The sequence below is a fragment of the Dialister sp. genome (assembly GCF_047832375.1).
In the GTDB taxonomy this organism is placed as follows: Bacteria; Bacillota; Negativicutes; order Veillonellales; family Dialisteraceae; genus Dialister.
Window position 1 is genome coordinate 1,356,274 of sequence record NZ_CP181256.1, and the last position, 17,979, is coordinate 1,374,252.

Annotated in this window: 18 protein-coding genes; all 18 read right to left on the reverse strand. The window is 51.3% G+C overall.

Going from position 1 to position 17,979, the window contains the following annotated elements:
* Positions 1-44: 44 nt before the first annotated feature.
* Positions 45-1,382 (reverse strand): uracil-xanthine permease family protein, encoded by a 1,338-nt coding sequence (locus tag ACFWUL_RS05440; RefSeq protein WP_416178037.1) that lies wholly within the window; start codon positions 1,380-1,382, stop codon positions 45-47.
* Between the two features lie 9 nt (positions 1,383-1,391).
* Positions 1,392-1,967: a xanthine phosphoribosyltransferase gene (locus ACFWUL_RS05445; protein ID WP_307743127.1), complete on the reverse strand. Its 576-nt coding sequence runs from the start codon at positions 1,965-1,967 to the stop codon at positions 1,392-1,394.
* Positions 1,968-2,133: 166 nt separating this feature from the next.
* A complete protein-coding gene (locus tag ACFWUL_RS05450; RefSeq protein WP_416176802.1) occupies positions 2,134-3,627 on the reverse strand; it encodes an ISLre2 family transposase in 1,494 nt (497 codons plus the stop codon).
* A 703-nt stretch (positions 3,628-4,330) separates the two neighbouring features.
* The gene (locus ACFWUL_RS05455; RefSeq protein ID WP_416178038.1) at positions 4,331-5,644 is read right to left on the reverse strand and encodes a histidine-type phosphatase; all 1,314 of its coding nucleotides are present in this window, start codon (positions 5,642-5,644) and stop codon (positions 4,331-4,333) included.
* A 335-nt stretch (positions 5,645-5,979) separates the two neighbouring features.
* Positions 5,980-6,891, reverse strand: coding sequence for a 4-hydroxy-tetrahydrodipicolinate synthase (dapA, locus tag ACFWUL_RS05460; RefSeq protein WP_416178039.1), 912 nt, complete (start codon positions 6,889-6,891; stop codon positions 5,980-5,982).
* Between the two features lie 70 nt (positions 6,892-6,961).
* Complete coding sequence (locus ACFWUL_RS05465; RefSeq protein ID WP_416178040.1) at positions 6,962-7,999, reverse strand: aspartate-semialdehyde dehydrogenase; 1,038 nt, start codon at positions 7,997-7,999, stop codon at positions 6,962-6,964.
* 9 nt (positions 8,000-8,008) lie between these two features.
* Positions 8,009-8,800, reverse strand: a complete 792-nt coding sequence (dapB, locus tag ACFWUL_RS05470) for a 4-hydroxy-tetrahydrodipicolinate reductase (protein ID WP_416178041.1) — start codon at positions 8,798-8,800, stop codon at positions 8,009-8,011.
* Positions 8,801-9,284: 484 nt separating this feature from the next.
* Positions 9,285-9,452 carry a hypothetical protein gene (locus tag ACFWUL_RS05475; RefSeq protein WP_416178042.1) on the reverse strand — a complete coding sequence of 56 codons (168 nt, stop codon included), beginning with the start codon at positions 9,450-9,452 and terminating at the stop codon, positions 9,285-9,287.
* Between the two features lie 491 nt (positions 9,453-9,943).
* Positions 9,944-10,111 carry a hypothetical protein gene (locus ACFWUL_RS05480; protein WP_416178042.1) on the reverse strand — a complete coding sequence of 56 codons (168 nt, stop codon included), beginning with the start codon at positions 10,109-10,111 and terminating at the stop codon, positions 9,944-9,946.
* Positions 10,112-10,575: 464 nt separating this feature from the next.
* Positions 10,576-10,860 carry a 50S ribosomal protein L27 gene (gene rpmA, locus ACFWUL_RS05485; protein ID WP_296097766.1) on the reverse strand — a complete coding sequence of 95 codons (285 nt, stop codon included), beginning with the start codon at positions 10,858-10,860 and terminating at the stop codon, positions 10,576-10,578.
* 5 nt (positions 10,861-10,865) lie between these two features.
* On the reverse strand, positions 10,866-11,192 hold the full coding sequence (locus ACFWUL_RS05490; RefSeq protein WP_297019717.1) for a ribosomal-processing cysteine protease Prp: 327 nt from the start codon (positions 11,190-11,192) through the stop codon (positions 10,866-10,868).
* Positions 11,189-11,497 (reverse strand): 50S ribosomal protein L21, encoded by a 309-nt coding sequence (rplU, locus tag ACFWUL_RS05495; protein ID WP_297019720.1) that lies wholly within the window; start codon positions 11,495-11,497, stop codon positions 11,189-11,191. The genes ACFWUL_RS05490 and rplU overlap by 4 nt, the downstream gene beginning before the upstream one ends.
* Before the next feature lie 401 nt (positions 11,498-11,898).
* Positions 11,899-12,822, reverse strand: a complete 924-nt coding sequence (gene thrB / locus ACFWUL_RS05500; RefSeq protein WP_416178043.1) for a homoserine kinase — start codon at positions 12,820-12,822, stop codon at positions 11,899-11,901.
* Complete coding sequence (locus tag ACFWUL_RS05505) at positions 12,809-14,110, reverse strand: homoserine dehydrogenase (protein ID WP_297021266.1); 1,302 nt, start codon at positions 14,108-14,110, stop codon at positions 12,809-12,811. Before ACFWUL_RS05505 ends, thrB begins: the two co-directional genes overlap by 14 nt.
* The gene (locus ACFWUL_RS05510; protein WP_297021268.1) at positions 14,107-14,562 is read right to left on the reverse strand and encodes an amino acid-binding protein; all 456 of its coding nucleotides are present in this window, start codon (positions 14,560-14,562) and stop codon (positions 14,107-14,109) included. The genes ACFWUL_RS05505 and ACFWUL_RS05510 overlap by 4 nt, the downstream gene beginning before the upstream one ends.
* A gap of 38 nt (positions 14,563-14,600) precedes the next feature.
* Positions 14,601-15,461 (reverse strand): ChbG/HpnK family deacetylase, encoded by an 861-nt coding sequence (locus tag ACFWUL_RS05515; protein ID WP_297021271.1) that lies wholly within the window; start codon positions 15,459-15,461, stop codon positions 14,601-14,603.
* A gap of 322 nt (positions 15,462-15,783) precedes the next feature.
* Complete coding sequence (locus ACFWUL_RS05520) at positions 15,784-16,569, reverse strand: TrmH family RNA methyltransferase (protein WP_416178044.1); 786 nt, start codon at positions 16,567-16,569, stop codon at positions 15,784-15,786.
* A 408-nt stretch (positions 16,570-16,977) separates the two neighbouring features.
* Entirely contained in the window at positions 16,978-17,979 is a 1,002-nt protein-coding gene (locus ACFWUL_RS05525) for a glycosyltransferase family 9 protein (RefSeq protein WP_297021277.1), read from the reverse strand.

Below are 17,979 nucleotides of genomic sequence, written 5' to 3' on the forward strand. Positions count from 1 at the left end.
TTATACGCATGAGACATAAAACAGCAGCCCTGCTTCACTTTCGACTATTCTACAATCTCCGGCCCTTCCCCATTTTCTTTATCTTCCTTATCCTTCGGGAAGATGAGGTTCAGCACCATGGCCACGATGAAGACCACGGCCACGCAGTTATCGGCAAAGACGCTGCGGAAGAGATCCGGGAAAATATGGAAAATCTGGGGTGTCTGGGTAAATCCGAGACCGATGGACAGGGACAGGGCGGCAATGCTCATGTTTCTCTGGGAATAGCCGCAGTCCCCCATCATACGGACACCGCTCACCACGATGGAACCAAACATCATGAGGGTGCATCCGCCGAGTACTGCATTGGGCAGGGACGCCAGGATGACACCGAGGCCCGGGATGAGGCCGGCCAGGATCATGATGACCGCCCCGCAGCCGATGGCCTTCCGGTTCACCACATGGGTCATGGCGATGAGGCCCACGTTCTGGCTGAAAGAGGTAATAGGCATACATCCGAAAAGGGAGGACAGGCTGGAAATGAATCCATCTACCGCAATGGAGCCGGAAACTTCCCGATTGGTGGGAGTCCTGCCAAAGCCCATGGTGGCCAGGGCGCTGGTGTCTCCCAGTGTTTCCGTAGCGGAAACGAGGAAAATCAGGAAGATGGAGAAAATAGCGTCCGGATGGAATTCCAGGGGTACCGGCAGGATGGAAGGAATGGAAACAATGGACACCTGGGAAAGCCGGGAGAGATCCACCATGCCGTAGAAATAGGCCGCTATGTAGCCCACGATAAGTCCGAAAAGTACGGAAAGCTGCTTATAGAAAGAATGGGCCTTCAGGTTGAAAACAAGGCAGGCCACGAGAGTTATGGAGCCAACGATAAGGTATTTCGCATCGCCGAAGTCCGGTGCCCCGAAACCACCGCCAAAGGAATTGGCACCGATGGGAAGAAGGGAGAATCCGATGGCCGTAACAACGGAAGCGGACACAATGGGTGGTACAAATTTTTTCCACCACGTAGCGCCGAGGCCAAGGATACCTTCCAGGATACCGCCGATGAGGGCCGCTCCCAATACGGCGCCGTAGCCGTACTTCGTGCCGATGACGCAGGCCACGGACACAAAGGTGAAGCTGATTCCCATGATGATAGGAAGGCCGCTGCCCAGGCGCCAGAGTGGAAACATCTGCAGCAGGGATCCGATGCCTGCCACAATCATGGCAGACTGCACCAGGGCCCCGGACTCTTCAGGAGACATTTTCACCGCTCCTGCCACAATGAGGATAGGAGCAATATTGGCCACAAACATGGCCAGCACATGCTGCAGGCCGAAGGGCACTGCCTTTTGAAGTGGAATATCCCCTTTCAGCTCATAAATGGCGTCATTTACGTTCTTCATGGCCTCTCCTTACCGGAATACGATGGACCCGGTTTCGGCATCCATTTTTTCAATGATGGCAAGAGACTTTACATCCACCCCTTTTTTGCGGAGTGCATCGCCGCCTCCCTGGAAGCCCTTTTCAATGCAGATGCCTACGCCTTCCACGATGCCGCCGGCCTGGTTCACGAGATCAATGAGCCCCTCCACGGCGCAGCCATTGGCCAGGAAATCATCCATAATGAGGATATGTTCCCCTTTATTCAGATACTTTTTGGAAACCACCACGTGGTTCACCTTGTTATGGGTGAAGGACCTGACCTCTGTCCCATAGACTTCTTTGTCCATGTTAGAACCTGCCGATTTCTTGGCAAACACTACGGGCACCCCGAAATAGACCGCCGTCAGACAGGCAATACCGATACCCGAAGCTTCGATGGTCAGGATTTTATCCACCTTCCGGTCCCCGAAAAGTTTGTAAAATTCCTTTCCCAGTTCACTGATAAAGGGCACATCGATCTGGTGATTCAGAAAGCTGTCCACCTTCAGCACGTTCCCCGGCTTAATGACTCCATCACTTAAAATCTTTTTCTGCAGCAGGTTCATTTCTTCCATCCTTGTCCTCCCTATGATTCGTAAATTGATAATTTTAACTCATTTTATCATGCACCGGGGAGAGAGTAAAGGGAGTGGAACGGTGGGGTATGTGTCAAGGTTTTCTCGGTACTTTATTTGACAGTCGACGTTATCAGGTTTCCCAGCCTCTGCTTTCTCAATAAATCTGTATCGCTTTAGCAAGCTGGCCCATCGGAGTTGAAGTCGCTCCATATACGCCTATACGGCCTTCCAGGCACCCGGGACGGTAATTCCGTGCGTTCCTGTGCCATTTAGCGTCCCTGGCGGCTTTGCGGTTCGTTTTTACGGCTGCTACGACCGCCTTATGCATCTGCCGGTCCATCTTCTTGTAGGCTTTGCCTGCAGCACAGTAAATCAGGGCTTTTTCCAAAGTGTCATTCTGGGTAGCAGTAATCAGCGTGCCTATTGAATCCATACCTATCCTGCACCAGCTGCGCCCCTGCTTTTTCAGACGGTAGCTATAGCGTCGGTGGTTGCTTTCAGCTGCCCCCAGGTGGATATCGGTTCGGATTCCGCGCTCCCGGATGCCCGGGATATAGTCGGCGTTGCGACTCAGATAGTCTGCCAGTCTCCGTACCTGCTCGGCCTGTTCTTCTGTTTCTGCGTAGCTGGCAGCCGCATCCAGATATGGCTTCATATCTGTGATGACATTTCTGCTCTTATTCAGTTCAAGCACGAATTTATCGATGAATCCACGTGGGCAGAAGCTGAGGCGGGTCCGCACTTTCTCATTCACATGGTATCTGTCCCGGAAATGGTAATGTGTCTTGCATCCCTCGACTATATCGTCGAAGTCACCGAAATTATATCCTGCTCCGCCATCCCCGTTGGAAAGTACTGTAATCTCGCTCAGATTGTACCGGCCATGCACCCACACCTTGACGAGTTCAACCAGCCTTTTCCTATCCGTTCCAGAGAAGCAGTGGTACCCTGTCAGTCTCGAACGTTTCCCATTCTTCTCGACGCCCTCATAGACCTGGATTCGGTGAAGTTCTATGTTCTGGCCGCCTTTGGTATCGGTGTCGGGGTCCGCCTGCTGCTTCATTACAATCCCATCGCCCTCAATAGCCAGCAGCCCGTCCTCCGGTACTCTCTTCTCGGCCTGCTCCATAGCTGCATCTGCTGCTTCGTATTTTCTGACCATTTGGGCGGCAGCGCGGCTGAGATTTGAAACTGTCTGATGTGAAATATCCGTCTGGGTCAGAATTTTCACGATATGGCTCACATTACGGAACTGGGTAACCTGGGTAGCCTGCGCAATGCGCAGAATCACTCCCATGCTATAGTGACGGGAAGGCAGAAATCCAAATTTCTTATCTAACGGGTAAAATCCCTGCTTTCCGGCCATCTCCAGCCGCCTCCGCTTGTAGGTGACAGGACCAAACAGGCAGTATATGGTTCTGGAATCCCGCCGGGAAATCCGCCACCCCTGAGGCTTGTAGACCCTATCGTACAGCTCGCCATCGATCATTTCGAAGGCCGTCGCCACAAGAAGGCCAAAGAGTTCCGTGAAGAGGTGCCAGAGAACCTGCTCCATGGCCAGTGAATCCTTAGAATCCTTGATACTCTTGAGAATTTCCTCCTGAATAAAAGGTTTGAAAAGTTCGATATTCTCTGATAAAATGCTCATTGGGAAGAGTCCTTTCTTTTGATTTTGTCGCAAGGAAATTATAACATTTCCATCAAAGGGGACTCTTCCCTTTTCTATCCAGCAGGGGAGAAATCCTCTACCGAGAAACATTTTACACTAAGAACGGTGGGATGGTGAGTTAGTGGGTTAGTGGGTTAGTGGATGAGTTGATTACTAGGGAAGCGCTGATTAATTCGCAGAGTCAGATTTCATAAAGATTTTTATGCACTGCTTCGTCATAGCTCGGCCAAGGATAAAAGGAAGGCGCTTTTATGTGCAGAGAAAGCGCCAACTTGCCTTGGCTCAGCAGTCCTATGCAGGACTACTGCCTTAAATAGCTCGCTATTTGGGTCGAGTTATTCCTCGCATTGCATAAAAATCCAAGAATGAAATCCGACAACGATTTAATCAGTGCTTCCCTAGAACAGGAGGATACCTCCCATAAGATTTATGGCATGATGTAAGATTTTAGAATGACTGCTTACCGCTATCCGCTTACAGCTTTCCATAAACCGGCGGCTTAACTGCAAAGCAGCCATGGAAACGGAAATGGTTTCCTGTGAAAGATTTCCCGGACATGAAGACCGTGTTGACTGGAAAACCCGAAAGGAAGAAGAACGTTCATTGTCAGACAAACCCTGATCATTGAGTCCCTTGGAAATATGACGCTTGAACTATTGTGCAACAGGCGTCCATTCCCTATTCATGATGAAGTACCTTCCCTTTCCTCCTTGCCCTCGATGGCGATGGACTTATGGACTTTAAACCGTTTCACCAGCCTCCCCCAGTCCATCATACCATCTTCGTTTTCAGGAATTCCCTGAAAATGGAGGGGAACTGCCATGGGCGGGTGGGACAGGCCCATGGGGGAAAAGTGCCTGATTTCATCAGTAGATGGATACACCAGGGTTACGGTGCCGTATTCATGGCTGCCGGATTTCCATTTTTCAATAACTATTTTCATCCCGAAGGGGACTTTTTTCTCCAGGCTTTCCGGCAGTTCATAGGGACTAATATCCAATGCCGCCATTAGGATAGAAATATTGGAGTCGTGGCCGCAGATGTAAGTCAGTTTTCGGGTGTTTTCCATTTCTGAAGAAATGAAATGGAGAAGCGGCGCACCAATGGCTTTCGCCAGTGACGGTGAGGAATAAAGGATCTGACCATAAAGGTCCTTCAGATTTCCGATTTTTTCCCAGTCCGTTTGGCTCATTTCATGACCAAAGGCTGCCTTTCTGTCATCTTCCGTTTCATAGTACTGGATGAGCAGGAAATCAGAGAGAGAATGGGCCAGTTTCAGGGAGCCCGCCATTTTTGGCTTTTTCCCTGCTTCGTAAGTCAGTTCCGTATCTCCCTCCCGGAATCCGGTGAAGCTCCCTTCTTTCCAGGCCTTCGAATCTTTCACATCCAGTACCTGCTCCAGCTCCGAATAATCCATGGATAAATTTCCCCTGTTTTTCTCCAGGATTCGATGCCCATGGGACTCTGCCTCCCTTTGAAGGGCCTCCATTTCTCCTTCATTCAAAGAAGAAGGAATCTTCGTACCAAACAGGGGATCCACGGGCCCCAGGGGCTTTCTGTACTCGATAGAAACGGAAGCATCCGGAAGAAGACCTGCGGAAAAATAATGGGCCGTAGCCACCGTCCGTTCCGAGGAGTCCGCAAAGAACCGGTAATTCCCATGAACCGGCGCCTCATGGGGCTTCATGAACTGTTCCCTTTCCAGATATTCCCGGAAATACTGGCCCATCATGGTTTCCAGCAGACCGCCCCGTTTGGACAGCTCCCCTGCCTTCGTATCGGGCGTAAACCATGTATGGGGCGTCATGGCGTCAATTTTCTTTTTGTCAGACCCCATAGGCGCCCGGAGGTTGTGGCGGCTGAAGATGACCACCTTCTCCAACCGGTAATCCTGGTGTATTCCCTCCCGGGCCAGGGCCTCCGATGGCAGGAAGGCGAAAGACACAGCCAGCAGGATAGCACAGGCCCTGATAGCAGAATGAATAGATACATGCACTTTGTTAGTAAATCTCCTTTTGTGGTGGCTGATAGTCCACATGCCTGTGGATGGGGCTAAAGGTGGTGAGTGAACATCGCTTCGCTCGTTCACCGGGTGGTGGGCGCTTCGCGCTGGGGGCATAAGGTGGTATAGCCGCCGAAGGCGGCAAATCTACCCTTATGCCCCCGCTTCAACGAGCGCAGCGATGTTGAAGCTGCCACCCGGTCGAGCCAGCGAAGCGGTGCTCGACCCACCACCTTTAGCCCCATGTATACGCATGGGCTATACACTCGCCCACCGTTACAGCCATACAAAAAGCCTCTGCCCAAGGGCAGAAGCTTTCATGTCAGACCTTATTTCACCAGTCCGCCGTAGTCTTTCAGCATCTGGTATACATGGGCCTTTTCTTCTTCCGATGGTTCCACCATGGGGAGACGGAAATGGCCGCCAGGCTGGCCTACGAGATTTACAGCCGTCTTTACAGGCGTGGGGCTGGCAGTGAAGAACATGCCCTTGTTGATGGGGTATGTTTTGATGTGGAGGGCTCTTGCTTTTTCAAGGTCTCCCTTTTCGAAGGCATCCACCATGGCCAGCATATCATCGCCGATGACGTGGCTGGATACGGAAATGACACCGACGCCGCCGGCCATAAGGAGAGCCAGGGTGAATGCGTCGTCGCCGCTGTAAATCATGAAATCATCAGGAAGCAGGGCCTTTTCTTTGGTTACCTGGTCCCAGCTGCCGGTGGCATCTTTAATACCTACCACATTCGGGCATTCGTCCACGATTCTCTTGATGGTCTCCGGCTGGATGGATACGCCGGTCCGGCCAGGCACATTGTACAGGACGATGGGCAGGTCCACATGTTTGGCTACAGCCCGGAAGTGCTGGTACATGCCTTCCTGGTTCGGCTTTACATAGAACGGAACGATACAGAGAGCGCAGTCGATGCCGGTCTTCTTGGCCTCCCGGCCGAAGAGGATGGTATCCCTGGTGCTGATGGTACCGATGTTACCCATGACCGGAACTTTTTTGCCCGGTGCATTTCTGCCGACAGCGTCCACAATAACCTGATAGAGTTTCAGTTTTTCTTCCGAAGTCATGGTCGCTCCTTCACCGGTGGTGCCACCGACGAGGATGCCTTCAGAGCCATGGGCTACCAGATGTTTTGCCAGGGCTGCCGCCCCTTCATAATCTACAGAACCGTCTTCTTTGAATGGAGTAATCATGGCGGTAATAACCCGTCCGAATTTTGCTGTTGCCATTTTTTTCTCTCCTTTTCCTGCCGCTTCCCAGGGAAGCGGGATACTCACTGATTCTGTGAATCAGGAAATTTTATTGAATCATATCATGCTGGATCATATATTCTGCAATCTGCAGTGCATTGAGTGCAGCGCCTTTACGGATCTGGTCCCCGCAGGCCCAGAGGTTGATGCCGTTTTCCCCATACAGATCCTTACGGATACGACCTACGGCTACATCGGTCTTATTGGATGTATCCAAAGGCATGGGGTAAATCATATTCTTAATATCATCCACCAGTACGGCACCCTTGAAGCCTTCGATGGCTTTCTTCACCTGGTCCGTGGTGAGATGGTCTTCAGTTTCGATATAAATGGATTCCGCATGGCTCCGGATGACCGGTACCCGGACAGCGGTGGGCGTAATGGCGATGGTATCGTCGTGGAAAATCTTGTGGGTCTCATTGACCATCTTCATTTCTTCCTTGGTATAGTCATTATCAAGGAATACGTCGATCTGGGGAATCACGTTATAGGCAATCTGGTAATGCTTCGGCAGGCTGGCGGAAGGAAGGATCTTCGGCGTATAGCTTTCGCCCTTCGCAATGGCCGCAGCTTCATCCAGCAGTTCATCAATGCCGTCTTTACCGGCGCCGGATACCGCCTGGTAGGTGCTGACGATAATCCTCTTGATCCGGGAAATATCATAAATCGGCTTCAGTGCCATCAGCATGATAATGGTGGAGCAGTTCGGATTGGCGATAATGCCCTTATGCCATGCAATATCTTCCGGGTTGATTTCCGGAATAACAAGGGGCACTTCCGGATCCATACGGAAAGTGGAAGAATTATCGATGACAACGGCTCCCCTTTTCGCCGCTTCCGGTGCCAGGGTCTTGCTGATGCTGCCACCGGCAAAAAGGGCGATATCGATATCTTCAAAGGACTCCGGTTTCGCCTCTTCCACAGTATATTCTTTGCCCTTTACCATGATCTTCTTTCCTGCAGACCGGGCAGAAGCCAGGAGCTTCAGGGAAGCGAACTGAAAATCTCTTTCTTCAAAAAGGCGGATAAATTCCTGGCCTACGGCGCCGGTGGCACCAAGGACAGCAACGCGGGGCAGTTTACTCATAGAAGCACCTCATTCCAAATAATTTTCAAGACCATAGACAAAACCCTTAACAGTCATGCACTTCTTGCAGGCCAGCATGACGCCGGGCATGAAGGACTTCCTGTCCAGGGAATCGTGGCGGAGTGTCAGGATTTCACCATAGCCTCCGAAGAGCACTTCCTGGTGGGCCACATAGCCCGGAAGCCGTACGGAGTGAATGGTAATTCCTTCATACTTGCCGCCCCGCACGCCGGGAAGGCTTTCCTTTGTTTCATCGGGCTCCGGAGCGGAAGTCCGGGCTGCCGCCATTTTTTCAGCGGTCAGCTTGGCGGTACCGGAAGGAGCATCGTACTTGTGGTTGTGATGGAGTTCAATAATTTCCGCATTCGGCATGTACCGGGAAATCTCGGCGGATACCTTCATGAGAAGCACGGCACCCAGGGAGAAATTCGGTGCCACAAGACCGTTGGCTCCGGTCGTTTCTGCAATCTTTGCCAGTTCATCCCGCTGGTCTGCGGTAAGGCCGGTGGTGCCGATAACCATGTTCACCCCATGGGTGAGGACGTATTTCGCATTTTCATAAATCACTTTGGGGCTGGTGAAATCCACCACCACGTCTGGCTTTTCCTTGCTGAATTCTTCGTCCAGGGATTTGGAAATTACAATCCCGTTATGACCTTTTCCTACGGTTTCTCCAAGGTCTTTCCCAGCAGCACCGGGATCTACGGCACCCACGATTTCAAGGCCCTCTTCTGCCATGACGGAACGGACAACTTCGCTGCCCATGCGGCCAGCTGCGCCATTCACAACGACTCTAATCATGAATTAACTCCCCCTTCTATGGCTCTGGAGCTGAAAAAAGCCCCCAGGCAACAATCTGTGATTAGATTTATGGTAGTATAAATTGACAATAACGTCAATATGGAAAATAAATAATTGTGACGGATTCTTGGATACATTGGGGTAGTATAAGTATAATCCGCAGTGGCTGAGGGGTAACGCCTTCGGCGAAGTGGCTCAGGGGAATGGCCTGCGGCCAAGGGGAAGGTGCGGCGCATAATATTTAGAAGCGCCGCAGAGTATATTATAGGCAGCTCTGCTGCAGAATACATCATTTGTGCCGCTTTATGAATTGACGCGGCACACCATCCCCTCGGGCGTAGCCCGTTACCCCTCAGCCACTTGAGCCACCTCAGCCACATAAACATGTAAATAGCATCAAAGTCAGACACATCGAGTAGGAGGCGGGCTTCGGCCCGCCGACCTCTCACACCACCGTACGTACCGTTCGGTATACGGCGGTTCTTTAGTTTTCGCATTCCTGCTTATGCAAGTCTGCGATGATGTTGTTGTTTTCAGCAATACTCACATGGATGGGCACTCCGGCATATCCCTGCTGTTCCGCAGCTGCTTTCTGCCAGTAGTCTTCTTTCTGAAGTTGTCTGCCTTTAAGCCCATGGTTGGTTACTTTCATTGACTAACATCTCCTAAAGTTCGGCCCTTCCCAGATGCCTATGAGCCATCTGGTACTATGGCCTCTGCTGACTTCTCACGGCAAATCTTATTTCAACCACAGCACAGCCCAGTAAATACAGCCTTATTCTGCTGTGTCCGTGAGACCTCCCCAGGTAAGAACGCACTCTTTCTCTCCATATATCCGCCACATGTACTCTGCAGGATTCCGTACAGCTATGGGACTTCAGTTTGTCATGCAACCTTATCCATCCTGCCGTAGCCTTATGTGGTTCTTGTACATCGGACCGGAGATTTGCCTGCACCTTCCTTCAGATTCCACCTCACGATGGACACCCTTGGTGTTCGGCTATGACCTTCCCGCTGTCGGGCGGTCTAGGGACTTTCACCCTTAAGAGTGCGCCCATGCTGGGCGCACATCGAGTAGGAGGCGGGCTTCGGCCCGCCGACCTCTCACACCACCGTACGTACCGTTCGGTATACGGCGGTTCTTTAGTTTTCGCATTCCTGCTTATGCAAGTCTGCGATGATGTTGTTGTTTTCAGCAATACTCACATGGATGGGCACTCCGGCATATCCTTGCTGTTCCGCAGCTGCTTTCTGCCAGTAGTCTTCTTTCTGAAGTTGTCTGCCTTTAAGCCCATGGTTGGTTACTTTCATTGACTAACATCTCCTAAAGTTCGGCCCTTCCCAGATGCCTATGAGCCATCTGGTACTATGGCCTCTGCTGACTTCTCACGGCAAATCTTATTTCAACCACAGCACAGCCCAGTAAATACAGCCTTATTCTGCTGTGTCCGTGAGACCTCCCCAGGTAAGAACGCACTCTTTCTCTCCATATATCCGCCACATGTACTCTGCAGGATTCCGTACAGCTATAGGACTTCAGTTTGTCATGCAACCTTATCCATCCTGCCGTAGCCTTATGTGGTTCTTGTACATCGGACCGGAGATTTGCCTGCACCTTCCTTCAGATTCCACCTCACGATGGACACCCTTGGTGTTCGGCTATGACCTTCCCGCTGTCGGGCGGTCTAGGGACTTTCACCCTTAAGAGTGCGCCCATGCTGGGCGCACATGCAAAAAGCCCCGGGAAATTATTTCCCGGAGCTTCTTATTTACTCTTATTCATTCACAGGATATACGCTGACCTGTCTCTTATACTTGCCGAGACGTTCGAAAGCGATTCTGCCTTCTGCAGTAGCAAAGAGGGTATCATCCTTGCCCAGCTTTACGTTCAGGCCGGGATGGAGATGAGTGCCTCTCTGGCGAACGATGATGTTGCCAGGTTTTGCAATCTGTCCTGCGTGCATCTTTGTACCAAGGCGCTGTGCGTTGGAGTCACGGCCGTTGCTTGTACTGGAAGCACCTTTATGATGAGCGAATAACTGAAGATCAAAAAGTAACATGTAATTCACCCCTTTGTTTCTAGAATTTTCAGATGACGGGGATACCGTTCTTCGATGGCTTTCAGCCCGTGAACCATGGTCCGGAAAAGTGCTTCGCTCTCTGAATTTCCTTCCGATGAGAGTTCCACATTCATAAATCCGAAGTCCGAGTCATAGGTTCCATCTCTGTGAAGTACATCCTCAAGTCCTCCGGCAATGGTCAATGTGATGGCACTGACGGAAGCACAGATGAGATCGTATTCCCCATCCTTTTCATAACCATCTGCATGTCCATGGATGCGAAAGCCTCGATAGAGCCCTTTCCCATCCCTATGCATTTCGACGGTAATCATCCTTCGATCTTTTCGATCTGAACCTTTGTGAAAGGCTGACGATGACCCTGACGACGGCGATAGTTGGACTTAGCCTTGTATTTGAAAATACGGATCTTCTTTTCCTTACCCTGTTCGAGAACCTTGCCGGTAACCTTGGCACCTGCAACGGTGGGCTGGCCAATCTTTACATCATCACCGGATACGAGAAGAACTTCGTCAAAAGTTACTTCAGCGCCTTTTTCAGCGTCCAGTTTTTCGATGGAGATAACCTTACCTTCTTCGACACAGTACTGTTTACCACCAGTTTTAATGATTGCGTACATTTGTGCACCTCCTCTTTACTATACTCGCCGGATGCGGCAGCCCCATGGCATTTAGAAGCCTTCTCCGTGCGGTTGCGTCACAGCACGTATGTACAATGACTTAATTATTATATCTGCTTTCATGGGCAAAGTCAATTATAATTTTGTTAGAAATATGATAAAAAGTGGCTGAAGGGTGATGCCCTGCGGGCAAAGTGACTCAAGGGTAACGCCTGGCGGTGAAGTGATAGTGCGGCGCTTAAATTGTATAACGCCGGAGCATAGAGTTTTCTATATTGCGGTTTCATCGCTGGATAATTGAATATAAAAAAATGTGCCGCTTCATGAATTGACGCGGCACACCTTCCCCTCGCCGAAGGCGTTACCCCTCAGCCACCTGAGTCACCTCAGCCACTTTCCTTTTATACAGCCATAATCCCGTTATGATCAAAGTCCAGTACCATGTACCGGGACGTCATATGGGCGGCATTGAAGCCCTTCACCATGGCAATGCCCACTTCGTCCGCCCTGTCAGCGGGAGCGAAGGCGATGATGGTGGGACCGGAACCGGAGATAGTAGCTCCATAGGCCCCTGCCCTTTCCGCATTGCGGATCACGTCCGCCGCGCCAGGGATAAGCCCCAGACGGTAAGGTACATGGATCACATCGTCCAGACCCAGTTTCAGGTATTCCGGTATCTGGTACATGAAAGCGGCCATGAGAAAAGATACGGCGCCGATATTGTGAACCGCATCACTTCTTGGGTACGATGTGGGCAGTACGGCCCTGGCCTTTTCCGTGTGCAGTTCAAAATCCGGAATCGTAACCACCGCCTTCCAGTGGGAAGGGATATCGATCCGTTCGGCGGTCACTTTCCCATCCTTCAGGAGGGCCATGCAGAAGCCTCCCAGAATGGCAGGGGCCGCATTGTCCGGGTGTCCTTCCATGGCAGCGGTGATATCGAGGATTTCTTTCCTGTCAAAGGGGTCCCCCATGAGCAGGTTAGCCAGGAACACGCCGGAAGCAATGGCGGCGGAGGAAGAACCGAGGCCCCGGGCAAAGGGAATGCGGTTGATGAGGTACATCCGGCCCCCGGGGATCCGTTTACCCGCTTTTTCTGCGGTTTCCGCCATGGCCCGGATAATCATGTTGTCCATGCCCTTTTCAATCTGGGAAGCCCCTTCCCCTTCGGCCGAGATTTCCGTATCCACCAGTTCCGTTCCTTCATCGGGAACGAACTGGACCACATTATAGAGCCCCAGGGACATGCCCAGCGTATCGAATCCGCTTCCGATATTGGCGGTGGTCGCAGGGACCCTGACGATATAGGTTTTATTTTCTGTCATCTTCCAGCACCCGAATGATATTGGCAACCTGGCGCATGCAGGGCAGCACCTGCAGTGCCTTTTCTACATGAATGATATTTTCCCGCGGAGTTTTTTCCGTAATAATCATCAGTTCCGCCGCGTCTTCGATGCGGCTCTTCTGCACCACTTCTTTGATGCTGATGTCGTTATCCGCATAGGCAGAGGCGATCTGGGAAAGGACACCAGTCACATCGTCCACGATGAGACGGAAATAATAGGAATTTTCCAGTTTCAGGGAGGAGTAGAAAGGAATCCGCTTCGTTTCCGTGAGCATCATGCCGGTGCCGGTGGAATGATTCATGATGTGCTTGGCCGTACTGATCACGTCCCCCATGACAGCGCTGGCGGTGGGAAGGGAGCCGGCGCCGCGGCCGTAGAACATGACATCGTCCACGATGTTGCCGGTCACATAAATAGCGTTGTAGGAGCCCTTTACGGAAGCCAGCGGATGGCTCCGGGGAACAAAGGCAGGATATACATTGAGGGCGATCCCGTTTTCCTGGCGGAGCGCAACGGCCAGCAGCTTGATGGTGTATCCCATTTCGCTGGCATACTGCACGTCGTTCTGGGAAATCTTTTCAATTCCCTCCACCAGTACGTCATCAAAGGTCACATTGGCATGGAAGCCGATGGATGCCAGGATGGCCAGTTTTCTGGCTGCGTCGTAACCGGCCACGTCGTTAGTCGGATCCGCTTCGGCATAACCCTTTTTCTGGGCCACCCGGAGGGCGTCGCCGTAGCTCACGCCGGCTTCGTCCATATTGGACAGGATGAAATTGGTAGTACCGTTCACGATACCCACGATCCGTTCGATTTCATTGGCCGCCAGGGAATCGTGGAGAGGGCGGAGAATAGGAATGCCGCCGCCCACGCTGGCTTCGCAGTTGAAGTTCACGTGGTTATCCATGGCGGTATGCATGATTTCCGGTCCGAAGAGGGCTACCAGGTCCTTATTTGCACTGACCACACTGATATGGTGGTTCAGGGCTTCAAAAATATATTCCTTCGCCGGATGGATGCCACCCATCACTTCGATCATAATTTCTACGGTGTCATCGTTTATAATGTCTTCGAAGGAGCTGGTCACATGGACCCCTTTCAGGATGTCCAGGTCCTGATATTTTTCCGGATGCCTGACGAGAACATGGGTAATGGTGAAGTGGCAGCCGATGGAGTCTTCGATGAGCTTGCCATTCTTTCGAATGGTTTCGGCCACGCCGCTTCCTACGGTACCGAATCCAAGGAGTGCGACATTAATATTCTTCATTTGGTTTCTCCTCCCAATTTCATGGTCAACGATTGGATGCCTTTCATTTCCTCCAGCGAATCATGGAGTTCCGCAAGACTTTCAGAAGATTCTTCCGTCTTAAAAGTAATAACCCCGGTGTAAAGGGAATCGGAGGCCTTCGTCCTCACTGCAGACAGTACTTCGTTGTCCTCCCGGGCAATGCGCCGGAGAATGCGGCCGAAGATAGAAACTTCATCCTGCATGATTATAAATAATACTACAATCCGGTCCTCTTTGTCACTATGGACAGGGGCCACATGGTCTTTATATTTGTAATAGGCGCTGCGGCTCATCCCTATGCGGTGTACCGCTTCGTTGATGGAGGAAGACGTGCCGTTTTCCAGCATTTCCTTCACTTTGATGGTCTTCTTGATGGCTTCCGGCAGGATTTTGAGATCCACCAGGTAAAACTGCTGCTTTTCTTTATTCATAGGTATTTTCCTCTACAGGGAGCCATGGCATGAATTCCTCAGGGCTGCCCCAGTTCTTTATAGGAAATCAGATGGATTCCCTGTTCTTTGATTGTCTTGCGTACCAGGGGTGATGTAAGGCTCTGGAGTTCCCTCTCCCCTTCATAGCCCCAGTGAAAGGTATTTTCCATGGCCTCCTGGTCGGCGGAAGGATGGCACATGAACTCCGTGACCCCCTCTTCCAGGTGGCCAAGAATGCCGGCCATCCGACTTTCATAGAAATGACCGCCGTACATCATGCCCCAGAAATGGTCATTCGTGCGGATACCCTTTTTCTTCAATGCTCCCCGATGACTTCGAGCCATAAGGGAAAGTCCGTTTTTCGATGCAAACCGGAACAGCCCTGCCGGTGAGAAGTGAAGCCCGAAAAGAAGCTTTTCATCAGGCACCCGCATACAGGAAATATGGTACTTTTCCGCCAGTGCCAGGGTGACCGGAAAGAAATGGTTCCACATATGCATATGCTGGTGTCCATCGAGATGGGTCACCGGCAGTCCGGTATCCAGTATTTTCCGGATCTGGGCGTCCCATTCCCGGTACACATCGTCTACACTGATTTTTCCGGACAGGTCCCTCTTGATCAGTTCCAGGTAATCATTGCATAAATGGCCTCCCTCCCAGGTGAGGGTCGGCACTTCATCGGGGGGAAGTACCGTAGAAAGACCGCCCACCAGTGTCAGATGGACACCGATGCCGATGCCCGGCATAGAGCGAGCCATGCGGACGGCCTCATCAAAGGCCTCTCCCCCCGCCATAAGGGATGTACTGGTGAGAATTCCCTTCTCAAAAGCAATGGAAACAGCCCTGTTCACTGCTGGATGGATGCCGAAGTCATCGGCATTGACGATTAAACGTTTCAAGTTGAATGCCTCTTTTTAAAATGGTAAGTTAAAGCTTATGATTTGATTATGTACCCAATCAGTGAAAAGTGGCTGAGGGGTATCGCCTTTGGCGAAGTGGCTGAAGGGGAATGGCCTGCGGCCAAGGGGAAGGTGCGGCGCACAAAGTAATATAGCGCCGCAGAGTACATATTCCTGCTTAGCGGCTTTGCCGCTGATTACAAAACTTGTGCCGCTATATGTATTGACGCGGCACACATTCCCCTCGGGCGAAGCCCGTTACCCTTGAGCCACCTCAGCCACTTGAGCCACTTTTACGAGGGGACAGCCGCAACTCATTCAATCATATGAAATGGAATAATATCACCGCTGCTGCTATGGATACGTTCAGCGATTCCACGTGGCCGGCGAGAGGGATATAGAGATTCTTATCGGTGAAAGAAAGGATATCCTTTCGCACGCCGTTTCCTTCATTGCCAAAAATGAAAACGCCCTCTTTCAGGGGACCCACTTCCTTGTAGGGCACTCCGTTCTCAAGGGCGGTACCGAAGAAGGGAAGCCCCGAGGTCTCTTTCATTTCTCTTAAAAAGTCGATGCTCACATTCCGGTACACCGGAATCCGAAGCAGGGAACCCATGGAACTCCTGGCTGCCTTTTCCGAATACACATCGGCGCACCCTTCAGTCAATATGAGCCCTTTCACTCCGGCCGCTGCGGCGGTTCTCAGTATGGTCCCCAGATTGCCCGGGTCCTGCACCGTATCCAGGACCACATAGAATCCGGAAAGGGGCCGGAGAAGGTCCTTTGGATTTTCCTTCCGCTCCGGACAGATCAGCATAATGCCCTGGCTGTGTTCCATACCGGAAAGCACTTTCATGAGAGGATCCTCCAGGGAAAGAAGACGCCATCCCAGCGTTTCCGCCTTCTCCAGAAGGGCGGAAACCCGTGGATTGGATAGAGCTTCATCGGTGAAGAAGCAGGTACATCCGGTAATTCCCTGGTTCAGCGCATCTTCTACAATCCGTACGCCCTCCAGAAGGAAAAGCCCTTCCCGGTCTCTCCACTTTTTCTGTTTCAGCTGGAGCGCTTTTTTAATCCATTGGTTATTTCGACTGCTGATTCGTTCCATGATAAATTCCTTTGCTATATTGCGGTTGGAGTCACTTAGCACGGAGCTTCCAGCTACTAGCTGTTAGCCTCCAGGAAAACTCAATAGCCTATGGCATGAATGACCAATAGAAGGTAAAAAAGTGCCGCAGGCTGACCAGCTTTCCCAGGGAAGCGCAGACTAATTCGCAGAGTCAGATTTCATAAGGATTTTTATGCAATACTGCATCATAATCCTCCTTAAATAGCTCGCTATTCGCGTCGGATTATTCCTTGTATTGCATAAAAGCCCAAGAATAAAATCTGACAACAATTTAATTAGTGCTTCCCTAGAAGCTAAAAGCTAACAGCTAGAAGCCCCCGCTCAAATGACTCTGACCGCAGCCTTACCAGCCCCGCAGCGGAGCCGCAGGATTTCAAATCTCAACTCTCAATTCCCCTGCTTACCCAGCATCTCCAGTGCCTTTTTAAATACCCGGTCCACAGGAATCGTATCCATCCGGCACTTCTTTGTCCCCGGATGGTCTGCCAGGAGGACACAGCTGTTTTGATTGCCATAGGGGCCGCTCCTGTCTGGGAGTGTGGGCCCGAAAAGGGCAATGATAGGCGTGTGCACGGCGTTGGCAATATGGAGAGGACCGGTGTCGCTGGAAATATGGAGAGATGCCATTTTTTCCAGAGCTGCCAGTTCCAGCAGGCTTGTTTTCCCCATGAGATTAACCGTATAAGGGGATGGCGATGCTTTGCGGATGGCCTTTCCCATGTCCATTTCTCCGGCGGTGCCGGAAATTACGTTGTATACGTGGTGCTTGGAAAAGCGGGATGCCAGTTCTCCCCAACAGGAAATGGGCCACTTCTTTGCTTCGCCCCTGGTACCGGGCACGAGAACAACGTAAGGGCTTTCCACTCCCTCTTTTTTTAGGAGTTTCGAAACCGTATCCAGTTCTTTTGTGTAGTCGTGAAGAGGAAATTCAATGGTATCCCCTTCCCATCCCAGATAACGGATCACATCGAGAAGCTGCTCGATGATATGGTCCTTTTTATGGGGCCCCGCGACAGGATGGCTCGCCAGGAAACTGCCCTCCCTGGCATCGTTATAGCCGATGCGGTTCTTGCATCCTGAAAGGAAGGAAATGATACCGCTTTTCGCAATCATCTGGAGATCAATGACAAGGTCAAAGTGATGGGATTTCAAATCCCGGTGCACCTGCCGGAGATAGGAAATGTCTTTAATCCGTTTCCTGTCCACCAGGTAGATTTCATCGATCCAGGGCTTTCCCGGAAGGATCCCGGCAAAGGCAGGGTGCACGGCCCAGGTAATCCGGGCCTTTGGGTATATTTCCCGGAGCGCATAGAGCGAAGGCAGGGCGTGAATAATATCGCCGAGCGAGCTCATTTTGATAATCAGAATGTTTTTATAGTCGTTACCCAT

What these genes read in the sequence shown, in the direction of transcription:
- ACFWUL_RS05440 (WP_416178037.1), bottom strand. Translation starts at nt 1,382, where the DNA reads ATGAAGAACGTAAATGACGCCATTTATGAGCTGAAAGGGGATATTCCA.
- ACFWUL_RS05445 (WP_307743127.1), bottom strand. Translation starts at nt 1,967, where the DNA reads ATGAACCTGCTGCAGAAAAAGATTTTAAGTGATGGAGTCATTAAGCCG.
- ACFWUL_RS05450 (WP_416176802.1), bottom strand. Translation starts at nt 3,627, where the DNA reads ATGAGCATTTTATCAGAGAATATCGAACTTTTCAAACCTTTTATTCAG.
- dapA (WP_416178039.1), bottom strand. Translation starts at nt 6,891, where the DNA reads ATGGCAACAGCAAAATTCGGACGGGTTATTACCGCCATGATTACTCCA.
- ACFWUL_RS05465 (WP_416178040.1), bottom strand. Translation starts at nt 7,999, where the DNA reads ATGAGTAAACTGCCCCGCGTTGCTGTCCTTGGTGCCACCGGCGCCGTA.
- dapB (WP_416178041.1), bottom strand. Translation starts at nt 8,800, where the DNA reads ATGATTAGAGTCGTTGTGAATGGCGCAGCTGGCCGCATGGGCAGCGAA.
- ACFWUL_RS05475 (WP_416178042.1), bottom strand. Translation starts at nt 9,452, where the DNA reads ATGAAAGTAACCAACCATGGGCTTAAAGGCAGACAACTTCAGAAAGAA.
- ACFWUL_RS05480 (WP_416178042.1), bottom strand. Translation starts at nt 10,111, where the DNA reads ATGAAAGTAACCAACCATGGGCTTAAAGGCAGACAACTTCAGAAAGAA.
- rpmA (WP_296097766.1), bottom strand. Translation starts at nt 10,860, where the DNA reads ATGTTACTTTTTGATCTTCAGTTATTCGCTCATCATAAAGGTGCTTCC.
- ACFWUL_RS05490 (WP_297019717.1), bottom strand. Translation starts at nt 11,192, where the DNA reads ATGATTACCGTCGAAATGCATAGGGATGGGAAAGGGCTCTATCGAGGC.
- rplU (WP_297019720.1), bottom strand. Translation starts at nt 11,497, where the DNA reads ATGTACGCAATCATTAAAACTGGTGGTAAACAGTACTGTGTCGAAGAA.
- thrB (WP_416178043.1), bottom strand. Translation starts at nt 12,822, where the DNA reads ATGACAGAAAATAAAACCTATATCGTCAGGGTCCCTGCGACCACCGCC.
- ACFWUL_RS05505 (WP_297021266.1), bottom strand. Translation starts at nt 14,110, where the DNA reads ATGAAGAATATTAATGTCGCACTCCTTGGATTCGGTACCGTAGGAAGC.
- ACFWUL_RS05510 (WP_297021268.1), bottom strand. Translation starts at nt 14,562, where the DNA reads ATGAATAAAGAAAAGCAGCAGTTTTACCTGGTGGATCTCAAAATCCTG.
- ACFWUL_RS05520 (WP_416178044.1), bottom strand. Translation starts at nt 16,569, where the DNA reads ATGGAACGAATCAGCAGTCGAAATAACCAATGGATTAAAAAAGCGCTC.
- ACFWUL_RS05525 (WP_297021277.1), bottom strand. Translation starts at nt 17,979, where the DNA reads ATGGGTAACGACTATAAAAACATTCTGATTATCAAAATGAGCTCGCTC.